This is a genomic window from Bradyrhizobium sp. Unk1 (assembly GCF_059512345.1).
Genome location: NZ_JCAMOP010000040.1, coordinates 44,452 through 67,357, shown reverse-complemented (window position 1 = coordinate 67,357; position 22,906 = coordinate 44,452). Strand labels below are relative to the sequence as shown.

General features: G+C 65.5%; 24 protein-coding genes. 11 read left to right on the top strand and 13 right to left on the bottom strand.

Annotated elements, in window-relative coordinates; translation table 11 throughout:
• The first annotated feature begins 248 nt into the window (after positions 1-248).
• The 6 genes from AC5ZFO_RS37005 (at position 249) to AC5ZFO_RS36980 (ending at position 5,477) form a co-directional block, all read left to right on the top strand.
• Positions 249-2,807 carry a sensor histidine kinase gene (locus AC5ZFO_RS37005; RefSeq protein WP_496123403.1) on the top strand — a complete coding sequence of 853 codons (2,559 nt, stop codon included), beginning with the start codon at positions 249-251 and terminating at the stop codon, positions 2,805-2,807.
• 22 nt (positions 2,808-2,829) lie between these two features.
• Complete coding sequence (locus AC5ZFO_RS37000; protein WP_496123402.1) at positions 2,830-3,273, top strand: response regulator transcription factor; 444 nt, start codon at positions 2,830-2,832, stop codon at positions 3,271-3,273.
• A complete protein-coding gene (locus tag AC5ZFO_RS36995) occupies positions 3,270-3,458 on the top strand; it encodes a winged helix-turn-helix domain-containing protein (protein ID WP_496123401.1) in 189 nt (62 codons plus the stop codon). Before AC5ZFO_RS37000 ends, AC5ZFO_RS36995 begins: the two co-directional genes overlap by 4 nt.
• A gap of 184 nt (positions 3,459-3,642) precedes the next feature.
• Positions 3,643-4,287, top strand: coding sequence for a hypothetical protein (locus AC5ZFO_RS36990; RefSeq protein ID WP_496123400.1), 645 nt, complete (start codon positions 3,643-3,645; stop codon positions 4,285-4,287).
• 69 nt (positions 4,288-4,356) lie between these two features.
• On the top strand, positions 4,357-5,280 hold the full coding sequence (locus AC5ZFO_RS36985) for a glycoside hydrolase family 5 protein (RefSeq protein WP_496123399.1): 924 nt from the start codon (positions 4,357-4,359) through the stop codon (positions 5,278-5,280).
• Positions 5,277-5,477: a hypothetical protein gene (locus tag AC5ZFO_RS36980; RefSeq protein WP_496123398.1), complete on the top strand. Its 201-nt coding sequence runs from the start codon at positions 5,277-5,279 to the stop codon at positions 5,475-5,477. The genes AC5ZFO_RS36985 and AC5ZFO_RS36980 overlap by 4 nt, the downstream gene beginning before the upstream one ends.
• A gap of 1 nt (position 5,478) precedes the next feature.
• Here the strand turns inward: AC5ZFO_RS36980 and AC5ZFO_RS36975 are convergent, their stop codons facing one another.
• The 3 genes from AC5ZFO_RS36975 to AC5ZFO_RS36965 form a co-directional block, all read right to left on the bottom strand.
• Positions 5,479-6,333 carry a TorF family putative porin gene (locus AC5ZFO_RS36975; protein ID WP_282522151.1) on the bottom strand — a complete coding sequence of 285 codons (855 nt, stop codon included), beginning with the start codon at positions 6,331-6,333 and terminating at the stop codon, positions 5,479-5,481.
• Positions 6,334-6,416: 83 nt separating this feature from the next.
• Positions 6,417-7,085 carry a VIT1/CCC1 transporter family protein gene (locus AC5ZFO_RS36970; RefSeq protein ID WP_282522152.1) on the bottom strand — a complete coding sequence of 223 codons (669 nt, stop codon included), beginning with the start codon at positions 7,083-7,085 and terminating at the stop codon, positions 6,417-6,419.
• A gap of 188 nt (positions 7,086-7,273) precedes the next feature.
• Positions 7,274-8,764 (bottom strand): MFS transporter, encoded by a 1,491-nt coding sequence (locus AC5ZFO_RS36965; RefSeq protein WP_496123397.1) that lies wholly within the window; start codon positions 8,762-8,764, stop codon positions 7,274-7,276.
• A gap of 468 nt (positions 8,765-9,232) precedes the next feature.
• Here AC5ZFO_RS36965 and guaB point away from each other — a divergent pair, with 468 nt between their 5' ends.
• From guaB to AC5ZFO_RS36950, 3 genes are all read left to right on the top strand, one after another.
• Entirely contained in the window at positions 9,233-10,726 is a 1,494-nt protein-coding gene (gene guaB, locus AC5ZFO_RS36960) for an IMP dehydrogenase (RefSeq protein WP_063983796.1), read from the top strand.
• Between the two features lie 303 nt (positions 10,727-11,029).
• Entirely contained in the window at positions 11,030-12,052 is a 1,023-nt protein-coding gene (curA, locus tag AC5ZFO_RS36955) for an NADPH-dependent curcumin/dihydrocurcumin reductase (RefSeq protein WP_282522155.1), read from the top strand.
• A gap of 160 nt (positions 12,053-12,212) precedes the next feature.
• Positions 12,213-12,509 (top strand): hypothetical protein, encoded by a 297-nt coding sequence (locus AC5ZFO_RS36950; RefSeq protein WP_085402226.1) that lies wholly within the window; start codon positions 12,213-12,215, stop codon positions 12,507-12,509.
• 9 nt (positions 12,510-12,518) lie between these two features.
• Here the strand turns inward: AC5ZFO_RS36950 and AC5ZFO_RS36945 are convergent, their stop codons facing one another.
• From AC5ZFO_RS36945 to AC5ZFO_RS36900, 10 genes are all read right to left on the bottom strand, one after another.
• Positions 12,519-13,583 carry a LacI family DNA-binding transcriptional regulator gene (locus tag AC5ZFO_RS36945; protein WP_282522156.1) on the bottom strand — a complete coding sequence of 355 codons (1,065 nt, stop codon included), beginning with the start codon at positions 13,581-13,583 and terminating at the stop codon, positions 12,519-12,521.
• A 41-nt stretch (positions 13,584-13,624) separates the two neighbouring features.
• On the bottom strand, positions 13,625-14,653 hold the full coding sequence (locus tag AC5ZFO_RS36940) for a succinylglutamate desuccinylase/aspartoacylase family protein (protein WP_282522157.1): 1,029 nt from the start codon (positions 14,651-14,653) through the stop codon (positions 13,625-13,627).
• A 62-nt stretch (positions 14,654-14,715) separates the two neighbouring features.
• Positions 14,716-15,060, bottom strand: a complete 345-nt coding sequence (locus tag AC5ZFO_RS36935; RefSeq protein WP_018645782.1) for a RidA family protein — start codon at positions 15,058-15,060, stop codon at positions 14,716-14,718.
• A gap of 56 nt (positions 15,061-15,116) precedes the next feature.
• The gene (locus AC5ZFO_RS36930) at positions 15,117-15,914 is read right to left on the bottom strand and encodes a transporter substrate-binding domain-containing protein (protein ID WP_282522158.1); all 798 of its coding nucleotides are present in this window, start codon (positions 15,912-15,914) and stop codon (positions 15,117-15,119) included.
• 31 nt (positions 15,915-15,945) lie between these two features.
• Positions 15,946-16,674: an amino acid ABC transporter ATP-binding protein gene (locus AC5ZFO_RS36925; RefSeq protein ID WP_282522159.1), complete on the bottom strand. Its 729-nt coding sequence runs from the start codon at positions 16,672-16,674 to the stop codon at positions 15,946-15,948.
• Positions 16,661-17,311 carry an amino acid ABC transporter permease gene (locus AC5ZFO_RS36920; protein ID WP_282522160.1) on the bottom strand — a complete coding sequence of 217 codons (651 nt, stop codon included), beginning with the start codon at positions 17,309-17,311 and terminating at the stop codon, positions 16,661-16,663. Before AC5ZFO_RS36920 ends, AC5ZFO_RS36925 begins: the two co-directional genes overlap by 14 nt.
• Before the next feature lie 10 nt (positions 17,312-17,321).
• Positions 17,322-17,981 (bottom strand): amino acid ABC transporter permease, encoded by a 660-nt coding sequence (locus tag AC5ZFO_RS36915; RefSeq protein WP_063983789.1) that lies wholly within the window; start codon positions 17,979-17,981, stop codon positions 17,322-17,324.
• A gap of 13 nt (positions 17,982-17,994) precedes the next feature.
• Positions 17,995-19,290, bottom strand: coding sequence for an amino acid deaminase (locus AC5ZFO_RS36910; RefSeq protein WP_496123396.1), 1,296 nt, complete (start codon positions 19,288-19,290; stop codon positions 17,995-17,997).
• 141 nt (positions 19,291-19,431) lie between these two features.
• A complete protein-coding gene (locus AC5ZFO_RS36905; RefSeq protein WP_282522162.1) occupies positions 19,432-20,274 on the bottom strand; it encodes a metallophosphoesterase family protein in 843 nt (280 codons plus the stop codon).
• Positions 20,275-20,344: 70 nt separating this feature from the next.
• Entirely contained in the window at positions 20,345-20,959 is a 615-nt protein-coding gene (locus AC5ZFO_RS36900) for an acriflavin resistance protein (protein ID WP_496123395.1), read from the bottom strand.
• Between the two features lie 178 nt (positions 20,960-21,137).
• Between AC5ZFO_RS36900 and AC5ZFO_RS36895 the strand changes: the two genes are divergently transcribed.
• Both AC5ZFO_RS36895 and AC5ZFO_RS36890 read left to right on the top strand, forming a co-directional pair.
• Positions 21,138-21,512, top strand: coding sequence for an MAPEG family protein (locus AC5ZFO_RS36895; protein WP_282522164.1), 375 nt, complete (start codon positions 21,138-21,140; stop codon positions 21,510-21,512).
• A 35-nt stretch (positions 21,513-21,547) separates the two neighbouring features.
• The gene (locus tag AC5ZFO_RS36890; RefSeq protein ID WP_282522165.1) at positions 21,548-22,846 is read left to right on the top strand and encodes an RsmB/NOP family class I SAM-dependent RNA methyltransferase; all 1,299 of its coding nucleotides are present in this window, start codon (positions 21,548-21,550) and stop codon (positions 22,844-22,846) included.
• Positions 22,847-22,906: the final 60 nt, after the last annotated feature.

The window sequence follows — 22,906 nt, the reverse complement described above, 5'->3', positions numbered from 1 at the left end:
CAATTTCCACTCGTCGAGATCCCGGCCGCAATTGGCCGCGACGCGGGACCCGCGTGTGAGGCGACGTCGGACGTGTCTGGGATCGATTAACGGGGGCTCGTAGGCGAAAGGCGCGGAAACGACCATCAATGCGCGTTGATCTTCCCGCCGGCCGGAAACGAAAGAGCCGCCGACATTGGCTCTGGACGAGGGCGGATCAACTCTGCAATGGAAGATCTCAGGGTGAATGAGCGCGAGGATTGGCCGGGATGCCGGCGGTAGAATTGGACCTTCAGGGATGCATCGGGACGAGCGGCGAATTTCGTGATCCGAGGACGGAGGCGGCGTTCTCCGAGAGTGTCTGGCGGTCGGCGCGCGCGATGGCGCTGTTGTGCGTTCTGGCCGACACCGTCGCGAGCCTGTCATTCGTGCCGCTCGACGCCATGACGCTGAGCGGCTCGCGGCTTGCGTTCTTCCTGGAAGTGCGGCTCCTGATCGCGGTTGCCGCGGTCGCCGCCGTCCTGGCCCTGCTGCGGACGGGCGGATATGTGCGCATCGTCGCGATCACCTATGCGCACCAGTTTGCGTTCTTCACGCTCAACGCGCTGGTCTTCAACCATCCGAGCCTGACCCGTCACGGCGGATTGCTGCTGCCGCTGATCGCGATCGCGCTCAATCTGTGCCTGCCCGGGCGGTTTCGCTGGGTGGCGCTGATGAGCGCCTATGCGCCGATCGTCAGCCTGTTGTTCTGGGCGATGCTGAGACCCGATCCGGAGAGCCCGCTCGATCTCACGATCATCGGGCTGGTCGTGGCGGTCGGCTACGTCGTCGGGGCGGTGGCACGCACGCAGTTCAACCGGCTGCGGCGCGAGGAATATCTGCGCATCGCGCGCGAGCGGCAGGTCAACCTCGACCTGCGTGAAGCCAAGGATGCGGCGGAAGCGGCCGCGAACGTCAAGGCCGACTTCCTTGCCGTCATGAGCCACGAGATCCGCACCCCCATGAACGGAATCCTCGGCATGGCGCAGTTGGCGCTCGACGAGCCGCTGCCGCCGTCGCAGCGCAAGCGCCTGTCGATCATCAAGTCGTCGGCGGAGGGGCTGCTCAACATCCTCGACGACATCCTGGATATCTCCAAACTCGAACGACAGGCCGAAGTCTACGAGCGCGCGCCGTTCGACCTCCGGCAAAGCCTGCGCGAGATCGTCAATCTGATGACGCCGCGCGCGCACGAAAAGGGACTGACTCTCCAGCTGGAGCTCTCGCCCCTCGTGCCGCAATGGGTGCTCGGCGATCAGTCGCGCGTCAGGCAGATACTGTTCAACCTGATCGGCAACGCCGTGAAGTTCACGAGCCAGGGCAGTGTCACCGTCGAGGTTACAGCGACCGGATCGCGGGACGGGGCGCGGATCAGTTTCTGCGTGTCCGACACCGGCATCGGAATCACGCCCGAGCAACGGGCGCATCTGTTCCAGGCGTTCGGGCAGGCGGACGCGTCGATCCGGCGGCGTTTCGGCGGCATAGGACTTGGACTCGTCATTTGCAAGCGGCTGGTCGACGGCATGCACGGCAAGATCGACGTCGAGAGTGCGCCGGGAGAGGGCAGCCGCTTTCGCTTTTGCCTGCCGCTACCGGCGATCGATGAACCGGCCGACGGCGATGCGATCGGCGTGGCGGCGCCGCCTGTGCGGCCTCTCAATCTGCTGCTCGTCGAGGATCTCCACATCAACGCGATGGTCGCACGCGGGATATTGGAAAAGACGGGGCACAGCATCGCGCTCGCAAGGTCCGGCGAGCAGGCGCTCGAGCTGGTGCGGAGTGCTCGGTTCGATGCGGTCCTGATGGACATGCAGATGCCCGACGTGGATGGGCTCGAGGCGACGCGTCGCATCCGCGCCCTGCCGCGTCCGCACAGGCAGGTACCGATCGTTGCTCTCACGGCCAACGTGATGTCGCAGGATGTCGCCGCGTGCCTTGCCGCGGGCATGGACGGGCATCTGGCGAAGCCGATCGATGTCGCAGCACTGCACACCGCGATCGAGGCGGCGTTGGAGGCCCGGCACTGGCCGGCATCCGGCCCGAGTGCGTCGCTGAAGGCCGGCGGCGACGTTCTCGTGGTGGGCGATGCGCGCAAGGCGACGCATGGTCCGCTTGGGGATCTTGGATTTCGTGTCTTTCCGGCGCAGTCGTTCGAGGCTGCCGGCACGATGGTGGCGGCGCGGGAATTCGCGGCGATGGTTGCCGTCTGCCCGCCGCCGGGCTTTCTGGGATCGCTGCGCGAGCGCGCCGCGGGAGAGGGCATGTTCATCGTCGGCGTTCCCGTCGATGGAGAAGCCGCGTGGCTGTTGGAGGAGGGCGCCGACCTCGTGCTTGACGCAACGCTCGCGCCTGACGACATCTCCTGGAAGATCGGGGCCTTCCTCGCCTCGCAGCAGGCGTCCGGATCATTCGCACTCGAAGAGGTTTTCGAACGCGACCGCATCGACGAATTGCAGGGGCTGTTCGCCACGAGCCTCAAGGAACTGGACCGCGCGCTGGCGCGAGGCGATCTGGCGCCGAAGGATCTTGCCAGCGTCGCGCATCGCATCAAGGGAAGTGCGGCTAATCTGCGAATGCCGGAACTCGCCGCGCGTGCCGATGACGCGCTGACGGCGGCAAGGGCCGCCGGAGCGAGCCGCGGCGGTCTCGACGAGGCGATCCAGGCGCTGCGCCGGCAGATCGCCGTTGTCCTGAGGGAATTGGATGCCGCCGGGCAGAGCAGGCCGGTGCCTGCCTCCACCAACACCGAGCTTGAAGGGGCCGATGTCGACGATCGTACTCGTGGTTGAGGACGCGCCGGAGATCCGGCTGATGCTGACCTCGTTCCTCCGGGAGGAAGGCATGGTCGCGCATGGCATGGCGACCGGCGACGAGTTGCGCGCGGGGCTCGCTGCGCTCAGGCCCGACATCGTCCTGCTCGACATCAACCTGCCTGACGCCGACGGCATTGCCCTCGCGCGCGAATTGCGGCTCGGTGAGCAATGCGGGCTTATCTTCGTCACCAGCCGGGATTCCGATGACGACGTTCTCTCGGGGCTGGAGGCGGGGGGCGACGACTATATCTCCAAGCCGATCAACCTGCGCACGCTGCTGGCCCGCATCCGCAGCGTCCTGCGCCGGACCAAGGAATCGGTCGTCACGTTCGACGGTTGGATTCTCGACCCGGTCCGGCGCGAACTGTTTCGTCCCGACGGCAGCTTGGTCCAGCTGACGTCGGGCGAATTCAACATCCTCGCCGCCCTTGCCTCGCGATGACGCGGCCGCTCAGCCGCGATTTCCTGCTCGACGTCATCTCCAATCGCGACCCCCGCGAGATCAGCGAGCACACGGTCGACAATCTGATCGTGCGGCTGCGGCGCAAGATGCAGTATGACGGAACGGCGGCGCCGATCGCAACGGTGCGCGGCGTCGGCTATGCGCTGATGCCGGTGCAGTCCTGATGTCTCACCTCAGCCGCTGATCCCGCACGTCCTGCGCGTCTTCCGTGGACTTCGCGCGAAGATAACATAACAGTCACGTTGATAACATCTTGGGATGTTAATAACCGCGCCGGCAATTCAAGCGGGTGGGGTCAATATGCAGTGCCTTTCTGATCGTCGGCGTTTCCATGCTTGGAAGCGCGCCATGCTCTCGGCTTCGGCTTTCTTCCTGACGTCTTGCGCAACAATCCTCGATTTTGCGACGCCCTCGTTTGCATCTGCATCGATTGTCGTGGACACCCAGGTGCCGTTCAACGAGGGCATCAGTGGCAACGACGATCTCGGCGACCTCAAGCGAATCTACCAGAGCGCGAATAGCCCGGCCGAACAGGCGCTCGATCAGTTCAACCAGATCATCACCGATACCGGGATGAAGCGGACGCGCCTGCTGCTCAGCGATGTCTACTGCGATGTCGATCAGACTGGCGATGTATTCGGCTACACCATGGACGGCGTTTTCCATCCGGGCGACTGCCAGCCTTTGGCCTGGCATCTTGAGTGGGCCCTGGGTCGCGGGCTGTCGCCTCACGTGGCGGTCGCGGCCTTCATGCCGCCGCGCCTAGTGCAATACGGACCTGGCGAGAGTTGGAATCGGAACGGGCCGGCTCCGGCACTTTTCCAGAAATACGCCAACGCTCTCGTGCGCTATATCGCGAAGAAATCGTTCGACGGCGGGGCGTCATCCGTCATCTTCGAGGTCAGCAACGAGGCTGATATCGCCGATTCAGCCCCGGAGAACTGGAGTGACACCAATCCATCCGCCTACAGGCTCAAGCCATTGGGTCCATAGGGTCGCTGGCTGTGGTGGACGGACCCGGCCAAGTACGTCCTCAAGCAGTGGACCCCGCTGCAGACCCACATGATGTCCAATGCCGAAGATCCGACCTTGTCGTACCCCTACGGGGGCGATGCGCGCCGTCTGCCCAGGCAGCTCTTGCCGGTTCAGAAGATTTTCTCGCAGGCGATTGACACGGTCAGGGCCGAACTCGCCAGCAACAACAGCTATTCCGGCAAGACGCTCGAAATGGCCGGGCCGGCCCTGGTCGGACTGAGCATCAACTATTATCCGGCGGAGAATCTTCCGACGCTGGAGGAAGTATTCCTCGACCAGACCTTCAATCCGCTGGCAGATACTTACTTGGCAAAATTCAACGCGCGGCTCGATCGCTTCTCGTTCCACTATTACGGCTCGACAGACGGCACCGGCGGTTTCGCGTTCTTCGACAACCTGGTCGACAAGGCCAAGGCCAAGCTGGAGGCCTTGAAGATGAACAATGCCAACATGCCCGATGTGAAGCTGTTCCTGTCGGAATGGGGCCCTACGGCCTTTGAGGCGACTGACGTCAATTATTCGCACAAGGGGGCAGCCTGGACGGCGGCGTTCCTGCCCGAAGCAGTGAAAAAGAAGATATCGATGGGGTCGTACCTCATTATCGGCGACGGCCAGGGGGATCCGAACATCACACCTGCCCTCGGCCAGGCCAGCCTGCTGCACAAGGTGCCGCACGGCGACAACCCGGCCGACTACTACCCGAAGCCGGTCGCGAACCTCTTCAAGATGTACAACAAGATGTCCGGCCAGCGCGTGCAGGCCGCTCTCACCAGCGGGCGGGCTCCCACCTCAACGCGTTCGCGACCTGGGATGGCGCTAACTCGACCGCGAACATCATGGTCTACAACTATGATCCGACACGTGTCTTCGGCAACAACATTTCGACCGAGACGCCGGAGGGGATTTCGCTTGAGGTCGACAACCTGCCGTTCAGCGATGGCTCGACCGTGACGATTGAGCGCTACCTGATCGATGCGAATACCAGCAACCTGGCGAAGTTCTATTCCGATCCGACCCACCCCGATCCCAACCTGCAGAGGATATTGCTGCAGCGAACGATCAATAGCGGAAAGCTCGTCCTGACGGGCGACGCCCTCGGGCTGGGTGTCGTGCTCTACCGCATATTGCCGCCGACGGTGGTTCCCTAAATTAGTTGAACGCAAACCAGACCTTGGCGACGAATGTCGCGCCACACCAGTTCGAGACCAGGCCGTCCGGGTTGGTGATCGGATTGGCGCGGCCGCCCGGCCGCGCATTTGGATCGCCCGTAAAGACGAAGCAGTTTTCCTTCGACAGATTGGTGTCGTAGTAGCGCAGATCGAGGTTGAGCGCCTTGTGCGTGAACGTCACGCCGGCCTGCCAGTTGAGATAGGCAGGCAGCGGGAAGCCGCCGAGTTGCGAGGTCTGGTTGCCAAACCAGGAATAGCCGGCGGCGGTGGTGAACGACACGGTCAGGTTCTGCGGCAGAAACCGCTCCGGCACGTCGAAGCCGACTCCGGCCGCCACATATTGGCTCCAGGCGCCGGTGTTCGAGACGTTCGGAGAGTAGGCGTAACCGCCGGCGACGCGGACCTGATCGCCGATGCGTCGATCCCCGCGGACAACGATCTCCCAATAATTGATGCCGTTGGTCTCGCCAGGAAGTCTTTCACCGGGATAGGCGAAATAGGTCGCCCCAAGATCAAAATCGATCGTGGCAATCTGCGGGCGCATGCCGGCGGCAAAGGTGAGTTCGGCGGCCGGTTGGGTCGGCAGCTTGACGGTGGCGACCGTTGTGCCGGCGTAGAGCGGGCCCCATCTCGTCTCGAAGGCGGCGCCGGCCGCGGGTCCATGATCGGACAGCGTGGTCCCGCGGTAGATGTAGTCGGATGCAAGCCCCGCGCGAGCGCTGAATTCGAGCTTGTCGGCAGGCGTTGCCTGGGTGGTGTCGGCCGCCGACCAACCGCGGTTGCCGAGACCGAGCGCCCCAGCCGAGGATTGGGCCAGCGCCAAACCGCCGGTCATGGGTGCAAGCCACAATCCGGCCAGCGCGGCAAATGAGGCACCGCTTGCAACCGGAAACGATGTTTCGTGTCGCCGCAAGTCGATCATCCTCCCAGAGCGACTGCGATGCCAACCAGCGTACTCCCGACAGCCACCATCGCAAGTCCCGCCGCCCAGGGCCGCAGCCCGCTGTGAACCCCGAACACGTAACCGCAGCCGAACAGCATCACGATGGCGACGGCATAGGAGACGCGCAGCGCCAGCCTGGCGTCGCTCAGGAACAGGAACGGCAGCACCACCGGGAAGGTGGACAGGAAGCTCAGCAGGCAAAGGCCGAGCGCTCCGATCCAGTCGCGCTTCGTCAGCCCTGGACCGGGAGCCGGCTCAGGCAATTGTTGCAACCGTTGCCGCATCGATTCCAATTGCTCTACGGGCAGCATCACCGACAATTCCGGCGGCAGTGCGTCGGCAATGACGCGGCGCGCTGCTTCGGGATCCGGTGCCTTCCGTATCGCGCGGAGGGTCAGAACCTTGTTTCCCCGGTCATTGATGCGCGCCAGCAGATAAAGACCGCCGTCAACGATGCCCCATGCGAGATTGCAGCCGAGTGCGCCGATCAGCATTGTTTGAATATTGATATTGGTCCCGGTCGCGACACCAAGCGAGCAGATGAAGGTAAGGGCCATGATCAGCCCGAACAAAGTCTCCGAGATCCGTTCCATCGGATCAAGTATGCTCCCGAAGCGAGTATTGCGTCCCAATAAGGCGCCCATGGCTTGGTCTTCGATCGCCGTTTGCAGGTGTCATCGAGGCTCACGTCCGGCTGTCGTCCGTTGAGCTAAGTCAAAGGCCTGGGCATGAGTGGACTGGGCCGGCCGGGCGCCGCCCGTGCCCGCCAGTCCATCGAGGACGATTTTACGACGTCGGGTTCTGACCGACGTCGCTCGGGCCTGATAGCGCTTTAGCCCAGCCGCTGGTCCCGCACGTCCTGCGTATCCTCCGTCGCCGTCTTGACGGCGGCGGTCGCCGCGCTCTTTGCGGCACCCTTGCGGCTGGCGATCTCCACCGCCTTGCGGCCGGAGATCTCGTGACCGGCGTCGGCGGGCATCTGCCAGAAGAACCAGCTCGACGCCGCCGAGGTCAGCGCGATCACGACGAAGGCCGGCGCGAACACGGTGGCGTCGATCTCGCTGACATGGTTGAACCACATCGTCGTTTCCACGCAGGCCGCGCCGACCGCGACGCCGGCGGAGACCGCGAGCTGCTGGTTGACGCTGACCAGCGTGGTGGCGCGGCTCATCTGCGCGGTCTCGACGTCGGCATAGGCCACCGTGTTGATCGCGGTGAACTCCAGCGAGCGGAAGAAGCCGCCGACCACCAGGATCACCATGATGATGAGCAGCGGCGTCGTCACCGTGAACAGCGCGCAGACGCCGAGGAAGAACGCGCTGACGATCGCGTTCACCGTCATCAGATTGCGGAAGCCGAAGGTGCGGATGATGCGCGCGGCCAGCGTCTTCATGCCCATGGCGCCAAGCGAGGAGCCGAAGGTGACGAGGCCGGAATGGAACGGCGACAGCCCGAACCCGATCTGCATCAGCAGCGGAAGCAGGAACGGTAGCGCGCCGATGCCGAGCCGGAACATGAAGCCGCCGAAAACGGCCGCGCGCAGCGTCGGCAGCTTCAGGAGCGAAAAATCCAGCACCGGCGAACCCGTCCGCCGCGCGTGCAGGACATACAATGTCATCGAGATCGCTCCGCCCACGACCAGGGCCGCGACCGTGCTCCAGGGCAGAAGGTTGAGCCCGGCGACGGACAGACCGAACGCGATGCCGGCGAGGCCGATGCCCGCGAGCAGCATGCCGTAGAGATCGAACGGCTCCCGCGTCTCGCTCTTGATGGGATCGATGAAGCGCAAGGCCATGAAGATGCCGAGCAGCCCGATCGGAATGTTGATCAGGAAGATCCAGTGCCATGACGCATAGGTCGTGATGAAGCCGCCGAGCGGCGGGCCGATCACGGGACCGATGAGGGCAGGGACCGTCACCCATGCCATGGCGTTGACCAGCGCGCTCTTGTCGACCGAGCGCAGCAACACCAGGCGTCCGACCGGCGTCATCATCGCCCCGCCCATGCCCTGAAGGATGCGCGCGAATACGAAATCGGTGACGGAGGTCGAGAGTGCGCAGCCGATCGAGCCGACCATGAACACGCCGACCGCGATCGCGAACACCATGCGCGCGCCGAAACGGTCCGCGGTCCAGCCGCTCGCCGGGATGAACACCGCGAGCGACAGCAGGTAGGAGGTGATGGCAAGCTTGAGCGTCAGCGGGCTCGTGCCGATGTCGGCCGCGATCGCCGGCAGCGAGGTGGCGATCACCGTCGAATCCATGTTCTCCATGAAGAGAGCGGTGGCCACGATCAGCGGGATGACGCGTTGCTTGTCGACCATGACGGATTGGTAATGAAAATCAGAAGGAAAGGTGGACTTGCGGCTTATCACTGCCGCTCCGCCCGGACCATTGCGGATCAACGCATAGCACCTAAATCCTGCGTAACAACGGTGTGACCCTCGACGGCGGGTGCACGCGCTCCCTCGTCATTCCCCGGCGCGCCCCTTCGCGAGCCCGGATTCCATCGGGCCCCAGACCGTTTGCGGGATGGATTCCGGGCTCGCGACTTCGTCGCGCCGGGGGATGACGAGGGTGGCCGCCGCCCGGCCATCCACGCCGAATTTACTTAAAAAGCCTGTGCATGGCTGGCCAGCGGTCCGATTTGCTTTGATTCGTCGCGTGGCCGTGCTATCGACCCGCGTCAACCCCACCGATGGGCTCCGATTCTCCGGCGATGCCGCAAGGTACGCCGAGGGCGGCGCTCATCCATAGCTATTTGCGGCAGGGCCGCAGGAAGGAGTTGGCAGATGGCCACGGTGCAACTTCAAGGCATTCGCGAAGCCTTTACGTTCGACGACGTGCTGTTGAAACCGGGCCTGTCGGACGTCATGCCGGGCGAGGTCGACATCCGCTCCCGCGTCACCCGCGCCATTCCGCTCAACATCCCGATCATGGCGTCCGCCATGGACACGGTCACCGAAGCCCGCATGGCGATCGCCATGGCGCAGGCCGGCGGCCTCGGCGTCATCCACCGCAATTTCGATCCCGAGGGGCAGGCCGCCCAGGTGCGGCAGGTCAAGCGCTACGAGTCGGGCATGGTGGTGAACCCGCTCACCATCAGCCCCGAGGCCACGCTCGACGATGCGCTCAAGCTGATGAGTGACCACGGCATCTCCGGTATTCCCGTCGTCACCGGTGCGAGCAAGAATACGCCCGGCAAGCTGGTCGGCATCCTCACCAACCGCGACGTGCGGTTTGCCACCGACCGCCGGCAAAAAGTCTCCGAGCTGATGACGCATGACGGCCTCGTCACCGTGCGCGAGAATGTCAGCCAGGACGAGGCGCGGCGGATGCTGCATCAGCATCGCATCGAGAAGCTGCTCGTGGTCGACGAGCAATATCGCTGCGTCGGCCTGATCACCGTGAAGGACATGGAGAAGGCGGTCGCCCATCCGCTCGCCTGCAAGGACGCACAGGGCCGCCTGCGCGTCGCCGCCGCCACCACCGTCGGCGACACCGGCTTCGAGCGCACCGAGCGCCTGATCGATGCCGGCGTCGACCTCGTCGTCGTCGACACCGCGCATGGCCACTCCCGCCACGTGCTGCATGCGGTCAACCGCATCAAGCGCCTGTCCAACTCCGTGCAGGTCGTTGCCGGCAACGTCGCCACCACCGAGGGCGCACAGGCGCTGATCGATGCGGGCGCGGACTGCATCAAGGTCGGCATCGGCCCGGGCTCGATCTGCACCACGCGCATCGTCGCCGGCGTCGGCGTTCCCCAGCTCACCGCGATCATGGATGCGGTCGAGGCTGCAAAGAAGTCCGACATTCCCGTCATTGCCGACGGCGGCATCAAGTTCTCCGGTGACCTTGCGAAGGCGCTCGCCGCCGGCGCCGACATCGCGATGGTCGGCTCGCTGCTCGCCGGCACCGACGAGACCCCCGGCGAAGTGTTCTTGTGGCAGGGCCGTTCCTACAAGGCCTATCGCGGCATGGGCTCGGTCGGCGCGATGGCGCGGGGATCTGCCGACCGCTACTTCCAGCAGGACATCAAGGACACGCTCAAGCTCGTGCCTGAAGGCATCGAGGGCCAGGTGCCCTACAAGGGCCCGGTCGGCAACGTCATGCACCAGCTCGCCGGCGGCTTGCGCGCCGCGATGGGCTATGTCGGCGCAAAGGACATGAAGGACCTGCACGAGAAGGCCCAGTTCGTCCGCATCACCGGCGCGGGCCTGCGCGAAAGCCACGTCCACGACGTGACGATCACGCGCGAGAGCCCGAACTATCCGGGCGCGGGTTAGGCCTCGCTCGGCATTCGGCTGCGCGTCGGTTGCGGCGCGCTCGCCGCAATGACGGTGTCATTCCCCGCGAAGGCGGGGAATCCAGTACGCCGCGGCTTCTCGGTTCAATCACAGCTGCCTCTGGAATACTGGATCGCCCGCTCCAGTGCGCGCAAGGCGGGCGATGACAGTGAGTGTGTGGGCGGCGCCTGCCACAAGCTCGTCATTGCGAGGAGCGTCAGCGACGAAGCAATCCAGTCCTTTTATGTTGACGAGACTGGATTGCTTCGCTTCGCTCGCAATGACAGAAAAGTGGAGGAAGCCATGTCCCAAGCAAAACGCATCGTTCTCGCCGCGCGTCCCGTCGGCGAGCCCAAGCCATCCGATTTCCGCATCGAGGAATTCGCAGTCCCGGCGCCCGGCGCGGGGGAAGTCCTGCTGCGCACGATCTGGCTCTCGCTCGATCCCTATATGCGTGGACGCATGAGCGACGGTCCGTCCTACGCAGCACCTGTGCCGGTCGGCGGCCTGATGGAGGGCGAGGCGGTCAGCGAGGTCGCGGTCTCCAACCATCCTGATTTCGCCAAGGGCGACATCGTGCGAGCCCGTACCGGATGGCAGTCGCACGCGATCTCCAACGGCAAGGGCCTGATCAAGGTCGATCCCAAGCTCGGTCCGATCTCGACCTCCATCGGCGTGCTCGGCATGCCCGGCATGACCGCCTATACGGGCCTGCTCGACATCGGCAAGCCGCAGGAAGGCGAGACCGTCGTCGTCGCCGGTGCCTCCGGTGCGGTCGGGTCGGCCGTTGGCCAGATCGCGAAGATCAAGGGGGCGCGCGCGGTCGGCATCGCCGGCGGCAAGGACAAGTGCGACTACGTGGTGAAGGAGCTCGGCTTCGATGCCTGTCTCGATCACCGCGAAACCGATTTCGCCGCGAAGCTGAAGTTTGCCTGCCCGAAAGGCATCGACGTCTATTTCGAGAATGTCGGCGGCGCCGTGTTCGAGGCGGTCTTCCCGCTGCTCAATCCGTTCGCGCGCGTGCCGGTCTGCGGCTTGATCGCCCATTACAACGACACCGAGGCCAAGCCGCCGAAATGGGCGGCCAGCATGATGCGCGCGACGCTGACCAAGCGGCTCACCTTCCGAGGCTTCATCGTCTCCGACTTCGCCAACCGCCACGGCGACTTCCTGCGCGACATGTCCACCTGGGTCCGCGACGGCAAGGTCAAGTACAAGGAGTTCGTCACCGAGGGCCTGGAGAGCGCGCCCGGCGCCTTCATGGGGCTCCTGAAGGGCGCCAATTTCGGCAAGCAGCTGGTGCGGGTCGGGCAAGATAAAGCTTAACTGCAAGGCCTAGTTGCACGGGTGTCACACCCCGGATATCGATGGTTAACAAAGAGTGACCGATCGGCCACACCTGCCCGCAAAAGCCGCAGGTGTGACCGTCGGTTCATTGACCGCAGAGTGAAGGCATTGAATCATCGCGCCTATTTTAGGTGCTGCGATGTTAGAGATTGGTATTTTCAGCGTAATCCTTCTGGCTGCCGGCTATTGGGCGACCCTGTTCGTCATGGGCCGTCGCGACGACGTGATCCATGGCAAGTTCGTCCACGTCGACGAAGAGGGCGATTTCACGCCAGCCGCGATGCCGGCGCCACCACCGCCATTCCCGAAACGTCCGGGCAAAGCTGCGCAGCCTGACAAGGTCCAGCCTGCGAAGGCGGAGGCGAGGCCGGTGAACAGCGATGCGCTGCAATCGCTGCTGGCTGCGATCCAGCAGGATCTCAAGACCATCGCCTGATCCGCAACCTCAGACGCTGCCGCGCTCGACCAGGAACAGCTCGACGGCGAGCCGCTGCTCGGCGCGTGGCGTGCCTGATAGCCGCGCCAGGAGTAGTTCGCCCGCGATCCGTCCCACAGCCGCCGCATCGAAGGAGATGGTGGTGAGACCAGGCGTGATCTGATCGGCGACGTCGTTGTCGCCGAAGCCGAGCAGCGCCAGATCGCGCGGCACCGAGAGGCCGCGGGCGCGGGCCTCGATCAGCGCGCCGGTCGCGAGCAGATCGTTGGCACAGAACACCGCGTCGACGTCGCCGCCGCGTTCAAGCAGGGCGGTGAAGGCGGCGCGGCCGTCGGCCAGTCCCGTGATCTCACCGACGCCGATCTCGTGGACGATCTCGAGGCCGAGGTGTGCGGCTGCGGCCCGAAAACCGTCGCGGCGCAGCGCGCCACGGCCGCTGCCGCGTCCGATGAAGGCGACGCGGCGATGTCCGGCTTCCGCCAGCCTGCGCGCCGCCATCGCGCCGGCATCCGCGTTAGGCAGGCCGACCAGCATGTCGATGGGGTCGCGCGGAAACGCCCAGGTCTCGATGACGGGAATGCCGAGCTCGAGCAGCGCGGCACGATTCTCCTCGAGCTCGATCACGCCGGTGAACATCACTGCTGCGGGGCGAATGCCGCGCAGCGACTGGATCATCGCGACTTCCTTGGCATAGGAGTAGGAGGTCTGGCCGACCAGCACCTCGAAACCCTCAGGCTCCAGCGTCGCGGCGAAGCTGCGCACCGCGAGCCCGAACTGCTGGCTGAGGATGTTGGAGACGAAGGCCATCACCACGTTCGAGCGCCCCGAGCGCAGCGCGCGCGCATGCGGGTTGGAGGCGTAACCGGTCGCCTCGATCACCTCGAGGATGCGCTCGCGGGTCTCGCGATTGACCTTCTCGGGGTGGCGCAGCACCCGCGACACCGTGATCGGCGCAACGCCCGCGCGCTCCGCGACCTCCTCGATGCGCGGCGGCCGCCCGCTCGCGCTGGCGCGGCCGGGCGGCGCTGGAATGCGCACAACGTCGTCATAGGTCGGCTTTGCCGGATCGGTCATCGAATCCCGAGTGTAATCGCAGTCGGTATCGTCTCCAAAACTCAGCGCGCTGAAACCTCGTCGCGCGACAGCGCGCGGCCGACCTGGACCAGGCAGTCGCCGCTCTGGCTGTCGGTGTGCAGGCGCTGCGAGATCACGATGCCGTCGGCGGGGAAGCGCAGCACCTCTTCCGGCAGCTCCGGGCGCTCGAAATCATGGTACCAGCCGGCGACGTCGCCGGCCGCAACCCGCGCGCCGACCATGACGGCGGGCTCGAACCAGCCGCGACGGGTCGCGAACACTGCCTGCGCATGGCTTTGCAGCGCCAGCAATTCGGTGGCGCGTTCGACCGGCGCATGCGGGCCCAGCACCGGCGCCTGGACAATGCCAAGCGCGAGCAACAGCCGGTCGATCGCGCGCGCGGTGAGCGCCATGGTCTGCGGCGTGACGGTGCCGCCGCCGCCGAATTCACCGGAGAGTCCGATCGCGCCGGCGCGCGCGGCCGCGGCCATCGAGGTCGGAGCGGTCGCGCCGTTCTCGGCGACGAAGGCGAAGGGCATCCCCACCCCCTCCATCAGGCGCAGCGCGTGGCCGAACATCTCGGGCGGCCCCTGCCGCTCGATCAGCGCGCAAGGCACATGCGCCATCGAGGTGCCGCCGGAGTGGATGTCGAAGACGACGTCATGGCGCGGAAACAGCTCGTGCTCAAGGAAGTGCGCAAGCCGGAATGTCGGCGTGCCCGCGGCATCGCCGGGGAAGGCGCGGTTGAGGTTGCCTTCGTCGAGCGGCGAGCGGCGCCGCGCCGCCATCACGGCCGGCCAATTGGCGAAGGGCAGGATGGTGATCTCGCCTTTGACGTCCTCTGCATCGAGCCGGCGATACAGCCGCGTCAGCGCGATCTCGCCCTCATATTCGTCGCCGTGATTGCCGGCCATCAAAAGCAGTTTGGGCCCGGCGCCGTTCTTGATCCGGAAGATCGGGATCTTGAGCTGGTAGTAGGGGGAGCGATCGATCGAGAAGGGAATGCCGAGATGGCCCGACCATTTCTGGTCTTTCTCGAAATCGATCTCGTGGAAAAGTCCGGTATGCATGGCTTGCCTCGCGGCCGCGCCGTCGCCGGCGCCGGCCAAAGGTTGAAGGGATGGCGGTGCCTTTACAGCAAGGCGACAGCGGTCATCTCGACGCGCAAATCGGGATCGGCGAGGCGGGCTTCGACGCAGGCGCGCGCCGGCGGATTGGCCGGATCGATCCAGGCATCGTAGACCGAGTTCATGGTGTCGAAGTCGGTGATATGAGGCAGGAAGACGTTGACCGCGATCAGCTTGGAGCGGTCCGAGCCGGCCTCCTTCAGCAACGCGTCGATCTTGGCGAGCACCTGCTGGGTCTGCGACACGATGCCGGCCTTGCGGTCATCGGCGACCTGGCCTGCGATGTGCACCATGCCGCCTGCGGCGACGGCCTGGCTCATGCGCGATCCGACGACGTAACGTTTGATCATCTTGAATACTCCCGGTGAAGATTGGCTCCCGCATGACGCGGGAGCCGCATGTGAATTTACAGCGTCGGCAGCGCCTGCTCTTCCTTGAACCACTTCAGTTGCAACGCGCCGAGCTTGCCGTTGAGCTTGTTGAAGAAGATGTCGGTGTTGATCCAGTTGAGCAGGTTCTGCTCGCCCTGGCGCACGCCGACATGAGCAGGCGACTGGCGGATCAGGAATTTCAGCTCGACCTCCTTGGTCGGGTTCTGGTCCTGCACCTTCAGCGCGATGGCGCTGTTCTCGGCGAAGGTATCGGCCTGTCCCGCGAGGAACGCGGCGAGTGCCGCCGGCGTATCCTCGAAACGCACCAGCTTTACCTTCGGCGCATTGTCGGTGAGCCAGACGTCGAGCGTCGAGCCCTTGGACACGGCGACGCTGCGGCCGTCGAGATTGTCGGGCTTCTTGCCGGTCGCGGCCGGAATTGCCTTGGCACCATAGACGCCGAGATTCACCACGGCATAAGGCTGCGAGAACATCACCTGCTGGGCGCGCTCCGGCGTAGCGCCGAGGCCCGCGATCAGGATGTCGATCTTGTCCGAGAGCAGGCTCGGGATGCGCGCTGCGCCCGTTACCGGCACGAACTCGAGCTTGACGCCCATGTCGGCGGCGATCAGCCGGGCGAGATCGGCGTCGAGGCCCGCGATCTCGGCCTTTTCGTCCTTGAAGCCCCAGGGCGCGGCATCGGTCAGCAGGCCGACACGCAGCTTGCCCGCGCCGAGCACGTCCTGGAGCTTGTCGGCCTGCGCGAGGGTGGGGGCAGCGAGCACGGCGAGCGCCGTGGCTGCGATCGCAAAGAGGGATTTCAGTGGTCTCATGGCTCTCTCCTGATCGGGGATTGGTGGATGGTTATTTGGCGGACGCGATGAAGCTAGCGAGCTCGGGGGTCTCAGGATTGGCGAACAGTTTTGCCGGCGGTCCTTGTTCCCAGACGCGGCCCTGATGCATGAAGACGATGCGGTCGGCGACGTTGCGGGCAAAGCCCATTTCGTGGGTGACGAGGATCATGGTCATGCCCTGCTTCGCCATCGCCTCCATCACCTTCAGCACTTCGCCGACGAGCTCGGGGTCGAGCGCGGAGGTGACCTCGTCGAACAGCATGAGGTGAGGGGCCATGGCGAGGCAGCGCGCAATGGCGACGCGCTGCTGCTGGCCACCGGAGAGCTGCTCCGGCCAGGCGTCGATCTTGTCGGCGAGACCGACGCGGGTGAGCACGTCCTCGGCCAGCGCCCGCGCGCGGGCCTTGTCGATGCGGCCGGTGAGGAGCGGAGCCAGCGTGATGTTGCGCTCGACCTTCAGGTGCGGAAACAAATTGAACGCCTGGAACACGATGCCGACGCGCTGACGGAATGCCTTCAGGTCAGGCATCCTGGCGTGGACCCTCTCGCCCTCGACGCGGATCTCGCCGGAATCGACGGTCTCGAGCGCGTTGATGCAGCGGAGCAGCGTCGACTTGCCCGAGCCGGAGCGGCCGATGATCGTGACGATCTCGCCTTCCTCGACGTCGAGCGAGACGCCCTTGAGCACCTCGACCTTGCCGAATGTCTTGTGCACGTCGCGGATTTCAACGAGAGCCATCGAGGCGGGCCTCCAAAGAGCGGGACCAGAGCGTGAGCGGCAGGCACAGCGCGAAATAGATCGCGGCGACCAGCGCGTAGGTGAGCAGCGGCTGGAACGTCGCCGCGCTCACCACCTGGCCGGCGCGGGCAAGCTCGACGAAGCCGAGGATCGAGGCGAGCGAGGTGCCCTTGATCAGCTGCACCAGGAAGCCGACGGTCGGCGGCAGCGACAGCCGCAGTGCCTGCGGCGCGATGATGTGACGGAATTGCTGCCAGGCGGAGAGGCCGAGACAGCTGCCTGCCTCCCATTGCGCCTGCTTCACGGCTTCCAGCCCGCCGCGCCAGATCTCGCCGAGGAAGGCGGCGGTGTAGAGCGTGTAGGCGACGGTGACGGCAACGAGGGCCGGCACCTGGATGCCGAGGAACATCGGCATGCCGAAATAGAAGAAGAACAAGAGCCCGAGCAGCGGCACGCTTTGGACGATCTGGATGCACGCCGCCATCGTCCAGCGCAGGCCGGCGAAGCGGCTGATGCGGCCCGTGGCGAACGCCAGCGCCAGCGGCGCACCGAAGGCGAGCGCGAGCACGACGAGCGCAACGGTCCAGCGCAGCGCCGCAAACAGCGAGACGAAGTCGATGAGGGAGAAGGATCGCATCGCTGTCCCCTCAGCGCCGCCGCGGCCAGCGGAAGGCCGCCAGACCGATGATGGCGAACAGCGCCTTGAACGACATCGCCATTGCGAAATAGACCACGCAGATCACCGCATAGACCTCGAAGCTGCGATAGGTGCGGCTCTCGATGAAGCCCGCGACATGGAACAGCTCGTCGGCCGCGACCTGCGAGGCGAGCGAGGTGCCGAGCAGCAGCAGGACGAACTGGCTGGTCACGGCCGGATAGGCGTTGCGCAGCGCCGGCGGCAGCAGGATGTGGCGGAACACCTGCCAACCCGACAGGCCAAGGCACTGGCCGGCCTCGATCTGGTTCTTCGGCACGGAGTCGAGGCCGGCGCGGATGATCTCGACCGAATAGGCGCCGAAATAGAGCGACAGCGCGACGGCGGCGGCTTCGAACGCCGGCAGCTTCAGGCCGAAATTCGGCAGCACGAAGAAGACGATGAAGATCTGGATCAGCGACGGCGTGTTGCGGAACAGCTCGATGTAGCCGCGCACCAGCCAGCGCAACGGCGTGATGCGGCCGTTCAGCGCGACCGCGCCGGCAACACCGATCAGAAGCCCGGCCAGCGCCGCGATCACCGTCAGCTCGAGCGTGACGATGGCCCCGTCGATGAGCTGGTTCTGATAGCGCCACAGCGGCAGGAAATTCATCGCGCGAGCCGCCTCAGCCGAACTGGGTGGGGAGGGCGCGCGTTACGACGCCGTCGGCGTCGAGGCCGAGGATGACGCGCCAGCGGTCGAGGCAGGTGCAGGGATGCGAGATGCCGAAGGCGATGACGTCGCCGACCGCGAGCGTGCTATCGGGCGCGACGGACAGGAATGCATGCTGGTCATTGAGACAGGTGACCGACAAGGTCTCGGCGAGCCTCTGCTGCGCGACGCCGTCGCGGAAGACGCGCAGCGGCACCGGCAATCCCTGATCGAACGAGGCATCGCGCATGCCGAAGCCCGCGATCGCAAGGCCTGCATCCGGCCGCGACAACACCTCGGCCCAAAGTTTCAGCGCAGGCCGGAAACCCTCGGCCGCCGAATGCCGCGCGCCGTCGATGACGAGACCGCCGCGCCGGTCTACTTCCGCGAAGGCGCGCGCATAGATGCCGTGATCGGCGAAGAACAGCGCGCCTGAGCGCAGCAGGACGCTGGCGTTGCCGTCTGCCTGCGCGCTTGGTACGAGCGCGCGGGCGACGACGTCGAAATAGGCCGAGCCGCCGGCGCTGATGATCAGCGGCCGGCCCGGGGCAGCATGACGTACCAGCGCGAAGGCCGCGATGGTGCGCTCCATCAGCGCCGCGATCGCGCGCATCGTCTCGCCGGCATCGGGCGTTGCGACCGCGCCTTCGTAAGTGGCGACGCCGCCGAGCAGGAGGCCGTCGGTCGCGAGCACGGCTGCGATCGTCGCTTCGACCGCGGCGCGATCGCGCGCGCCCGCGCGGCCCGCGCCGAGCTCGACCAGCACGGACAATTCGCTGCGGCCCGCAATCCGGGCCGCTTCCGCCAGTGCTGCGACCGCCGCCGGTGAATCCGCGAAGGCGTGAAATTCGACGTCGGGATAGGCGCCGAGCAACGCGCCGAGCCGCCGGCCGGCCGCGAGGCCGCCGATTTCGTTGGCCAGCAGCAGGCGTTGCTCGCCGCTCGCGAGCAGCACGGCGGCCTGCTGGATATTGGCGACCGTCGTGCCCCAGGCGCCGGCCTCGCGCAGCGAGCGCGCCAGCTCCGGCGACATCGGCGTCTTGGCGTGGGGCGCGACAGTGACGCCGGCGCTCTTGCACCAGCGCAGGAAGAGGTCGCGATTGGCCCTGAAGGCGGCTTCATCGAGGGTGAGGGCGGGCAGAGCGAGATCGCCGCGGGAGGGCTGCCAATCCTGGCCGGCGATCTCCTCGATCGGTAGGCCATCGACCAGGGGGATGCCCCGCGTGGTCGTTGAAAGACGTTGACTCTCCCACCGGGACAAGAACTGCATCGTCGCTCCCTCAGCGGCCCATCGACCGTTCGGGAACGATATGTCGGAATGACAACGTTGTCATTAGCCCATTTTAGCCAGTTTTAGCGCGAATTCGATGCAGCAAGGTATTTAGGTAGGGTCTTGTGCCCGTGAATTGGGCTAGTGCTCGCCGCCCATCTGGGCGAGCAGCTCCTCGATATCGACATCGACCTGGCTCGCGGCCCTGACGTGACGAACTTCAAAACTGTTCGGCCGGAAGCGGTATTCGACGAGCCCGACTTCCTTGATCGCGATCCGGTCCTGGCGCGCGTCGTTGATCCTGAAGCCGGCCGACGGCGCCCAGACATGGCGGGTGTGGCGGTAGGTGAAGTCGCGCCGCTGGTGCACGTGCCCGCTGGCGATGAGGCGCAGGTCCACAGTCGAGAACATCTCGATCAGACGCGCCCGTGCCGGCTGCGGCACGTAGCGGATCGAGGTCTCCGGCGTCTCGGGGTCGTCGGGCAAGTTGAGAAACATCGGCTTGTGGACGAACAGCGCGATCGGCCTGCCGTTGATGCGCGCCATTTCCCGGGACAACCAGTCGAATTGCTCGGCCTCGAAGGCGAGCCCGGAATTCATCACCAGCGAGTTCAGGCCGATGAAGTGCCAGCCGGCCGCTTCGAACGACCAATGATCTTCGCCGATGATGTCGCGGAATTGTTGGCGGTGCTTTTCCTCGACCGGCGGCTTTGGCGCAGGCCCGATCGCGGTCGGATTGTCGCCGATGTCGTGATTGCCGGGGAGGTAGCGGCAGGCGACGGGCAGGGCGTCGTGCCGGCTCTTGGCGAATTCGACATCGTCGCGACTTGTCGGCCCGTCGAAGGAGACGTCGCCGGTGTTGACGACGAGGTCGGGCCTATCAGCGTCGATGTGCTCGCTGACGCGATCGAAGTTGGCGATCAGGCCGGAGAAGCGTCGGCCGAGATGGGTGTCGGAAATCTGCGTGAGGCGAAATTCGGACATGGGGTCAGCATACGCGTTGTCGCACGTCGGAACGATGACGGCGCGCGCATGCATCGCAATGAAACAAAGTTTAAAGCACGCGATAGCGGATCGTGTAGGCGTCCTGCGGCGCGCCGTTGCCGGTGGCTGGCGAGGCGATGCGGTCGGCGAGGTGCCAGGGCCCGAATTGCTCGGACCGGTGCGGCTCGGCGGGCAGGCGGAGGCGGAATTCGAACGTGCCCTTGCCGGGCAGGTTCACGACCAGCACGCGGTCGGCGGTGCGGTGGTTGAGCGCCACGGCGCCGCGCAGCACGGAGCGGCCATCACCGAGCTCGCGCACGCCGTCGACCAGCGCCAGCGTCTGGTTGCGGTCGGTGTGCAGCTCGATCTGGCTATCGCTCACCGCCGTCAGCGTTTCCCTGGGCATGCGGATCTCGAACTCGACTGCCGGCTTGGAGGGATTGAGGCCGAGATAGGCCAGCGCGGCGTGGCGCATGTCGTAGGCGGCGAAGGCGAACAGGGCGAGGGCGGCCAGAGTGGCGAGGCCATGCCTGACGACGTCGCGCCAGCTCCGGTAGCCCAGGCGGAAGTACACCGTCATCGCCAGCGCGACCGCGAGCGCCGCGGCGATGCCTGCCAGCGCCGACATCAGGACGCCGAGCCGGCCGTCCGCGGATTCGGTCAAAAGGCTGGAGAGGGTGTTCATGTCAGTCTCTTGTCAGTCTCTTGGCGCTAGCTCGCCTTGCGGTCCCGGGGACCGAAATCGCTTTAACTATCGGCATTTGGTCGCGGAATCGGGAACACCGGTTCAACTCGTTGATTGTCAGCGCCAGCAGTCGCGGCTAATGACGGTCCGCGGTGTTCCGCCTGACGGGAAAGTTCCGATGTCCATCCAAATGGTTTTGCTGCCTGTCTTCGTGCAGGTCGGTCTCACCTTCGCACTCCTGATCGGAATGGCGCTGGCGCGCCGGCGCTCGCCGGTCTCCGGCGAGACCAAGAGCCGCGACATTGCGCTCGGCGAGCAGTTCGAATTGCCGGTGCTGTTCTACGCGCTGATCGCACTGGCGCTGCCCTTGCGCCATGCCGATCTCTTCATCGTGCTGATGTCCTGGGTGTTCGTGGTGACGCGGTTCGCCCATGCCGGCGTGTTCGTCTCCTCCAACGATCTCGGCCGGCGCTCCACGATCTGGCTCGCGGGCGTGCTTGTGCTGCTGGCGATGTGGATCTACTTCGCGCTGAAGATGCTGTTGCTGATCTAGGCGCCTATTTGCCAATCCTGATCTGAAAGATTCAAATGACTCCCGCTGCCCGGCTGTCCGCAGCCATCGAACTGATCGACACCATCGAGAAGGACCGCGTGCCCGCGGCCAAGGCGCTGAAGGAGTGGGGCACCGCGCACCGCTTCGCCGGCTCCGGCGACCGCGCCGCCATTGCCGGCCTCGTCTGGGACGTGCTGCGCCGCTATGCCTCGAGCGCCTTCCTGATGGACGCCGACACCGCACGCGCCCGGCTGATCGGCATGCTCCGCCTCGAGCGCAACATGGACGCGGCCACCATGGGCGCGCTGTTCGACGGCAGCCGGTTTGCACCGGCGCCGCTGACCGAGGCCGAGCAGGCCGCACTGGCCTCGCGTTCCCTCAAGGACGCGCCGGCTGCGATCGCCGGCGACTATCCGGACTGGCTCGACCCGTATTTTGCAAAAGTGTTCGGCAAGGAGCGCGCCGCGGAGGCGGCCGCGATGGCGAGCCGGGCGCCGCTCGATTTGCGCGTCAACACGCTAAAATCCAATCGCGACAAGGTGCTGCGCGGGCTTGCTCATCTTCATGCGGAACCGACGCCATGGTCCGCAAACGGCCTGCGCATCGCGCTTTCGGCCGATGCGCGCAATCCCGGCCTCCAGGCGGAGGAGGATTTCATCAAGGGCGCCGTTGAAGTTCAGGATGAGGGATCGCAGCTTGCGGCCAGCTTCACCGCGGCAAAACCCGGCGAGCAGGTGATCGATCTCTGCGCCGGCGCCGGCGGCAAGACGCTGGCGCTCGCGGCCATGATGCAGGGCAAGGGCCGGCTGATCGCCACCGACAGCGACAAGCGCCAGCTTGTCCCGATCCACGAGCGTCTCTCGCGCGCCGGCGTCCACAATGCCGATGTCCGCACGCCCAAGGGCGAGGCCGATCCGCTGGCCGACATCAGCGGCACCGCCGACCTCGTCGTGATCGATGCGCCCTGCACGGGAACCGGCACCTGGCGACGCAATCCGGACGCCAAATGGCGCATGCGCCCCGGCGCGCTGGAGATCCGCCTGCGCGACCAGGCCGAGGTGCTGGAGCGCGCCGTGCCGCTGGTCAAGGCCGGTGGCCGCATCGCCTACATCACCTGCTCGGTGCTGGCGGAAGAGAACGGCGAGCAGGTGAGGGCGTTCACCGCCCGCCATCCAGAGTTCTCAGTCGTGCCGCCCGAGCAGACTGCGAGCGTGCTCTGGGACAAGGCGGAGGATTTCGCAAGGGCCGCACTGCAGTCGGACGAAGGCTGGCTGATGACGCCGCGGCGGACGGGGACGGACGGGTTCTTCGTCTCGGTGCTGAAGAAGACGTAGCTCTCGTATTGACCCTCGTAGGGTGGGCAAAGCGAAGCGTGCCCACCATTCGTAGTGAGA

Bases quoted from the DNA above. Each gene is read 5' to 3' on its own strand.
- AC5ZFO_RS36895 (WP_282522164.1), top strand. From the start codon at position 21,138: ATGTCCATCCAAATGGTTTTGCTGCCTGTCTTCGTGCAGGTCGGTCTC.
- AC5ZFO_RS36985 (WP_496123399.1), top strand. From the start codon at position 4,357: ATGATGTCCAATGCCGAAGATCCGACCTTGTCGTACCCCTACGGGGGC.
- guaB (WP_063983796.1), top strand. From the start codon at position 9,233: ATGGCCACGGTGCAACTTCAAGGCATTCGCGAAGCCTTTACGTTCGAC.
- AC5ZFO_RS36905 (WP_282522162.1), bottom strand. From the start codon at position 20,274: ATGTCCGAATTTCGCCTCACGCAGATTTCCGACACCCATCTCGGCCGA.
- AC5ZFO_RS36935 (WP_018645782.1), bottom strand. From the start codon at position 15,060: ATGATCAAACGTTACGTCGTCGGATCGCGCATGAGCCAGGCCGTCGCC.
- AC5ZFO_RS36920 (WP_282522160.1), bottom strand. From the start codon at position 17,311: ATGCGATCCTTCTCCCTCATCGACTTCGTCTCGCTGTTTGCGGCGCTG.
- AC5ZFO_RS36975 (WP_282522151.1), bottom strand. From the start codon at position 6,333: ATGACCGGCGGTTTGGCGCTGGCCCAATCCTCGGCTGGGGCGCTCGGT.
- AC5ZFO_RS36900 (WP_496123395.1), bottom strand. From the start codon at position 20,959: ATGAACACCCTCTCCAGCCTTTTGACCGAATCCGCGGACGGCCGGCTC.
- AC5ZFO_RS36995 (WP_496123401.1), top strand. From the start codon at position 3,270: ATGACGCGGCCGCTCAGCCGCGATTTCCTGCTCGACGTCATCTCCAAT.
- AC5ZFO_RS36925 (WP_282522159.1), bottom strand. From the start codon at position 16,674: ATGGCTCTCGTTGAAATCCGCGACGTGCACAAGACATTCGGCAAGGTC.
- AC5ZFO_RS36915 (WP_063983789.1), bottom strand. From the start codon at position 17,981: ATGAATTTCCTGCCGCTGTGGCGCTATCAGAACCAGCTCATCGACGGG.
- AC5ZFO_RS36950 (WP_085402226.1), top strand. From the start codon at position 12,213: ATGTTAGAGATTGGTATTTTCAGCGTAATCCTTCTGGCTGCCGGCTAT.
- AC5ZFO_RS36910 (WP_496123396.1), bottom strand. From the start codon at position 19,290: ATGCAGTTCTTGTCCCGGTGGGAGAGTCAACGTCTTTCAACGACCACG.
- AC5ZFO_RS36940 (WP_282522157.1), bottom strand. From the start codon at position 14,653: ATGCATACCGGACTTTTCCACGAGATCGATTTCGAGAAAGACCAGAAA.
- AC5ZFO_RS36990 (WP_496123400.1), top strand. From the start codon at position 3,643: ATGCTCTCGGCTTCGGCTTTCTTCCTGACGTCTTGCGCAACAATCCTC.
- AC5ZFO_RS37000 (WP_496123402.1), top strand. From the start codon at position 2,830: ATGCTGACCTCGTTCCTCCGGGAGGAAGGCATGGTCGCGCATGGCATG.
- AC5ZFO_RS36890 (WP_282522165.1), top strand. From the start codon at position 21,548: ATGACTCCCGCTGCCCGGCTGTCCGCAGCCATCGAACTGATCGACACC.
- AC5ZFO_RS36965 (WP_496123397.1), bottom strand. From the start codon at position 8,764: ATGGTCGACAAGCAACGCGTCATCCCGCTGATCGTGGCCACCGCTCTC.
- AC5ZFO_RS36970 (WP_282522152.1), bottom strand. From the start codon at position 7,085: ATGGGCGCCTTATTGGGACGCAATACTCGCTTCGGGAGCATACTTGAT.
- AC5ZFO_RS36945 (WP_282522156.1), bottom strand. From the start codon at position 13,583: ATGACCGATCCGGCAAAGCCGACCTATGACGACGTTGTGCGCATTCCA.
- AC5ZFO_RS36930 (WP_282522158.1), bottom strand. From the start codon at position 15,914: ATGAGACCACTGAAATCCCTCTTTGCGATCGCAGCCACGGCGCTCGCC.
- curA (WP_282522155.1), top strand. From the start codon at position 11,030: ATGTCCCAAGCAAAACGCATCGTTCTCGCCGCGCGTCCCGTCGGCGAG.
- AC5ZFO_RS37005 (WP_496123403.1), top strand. From the start codon at position 249: ATGCCGGCGGTAGAATTGGACCTTCAGGGATGCATCGGGACGAGCGGC.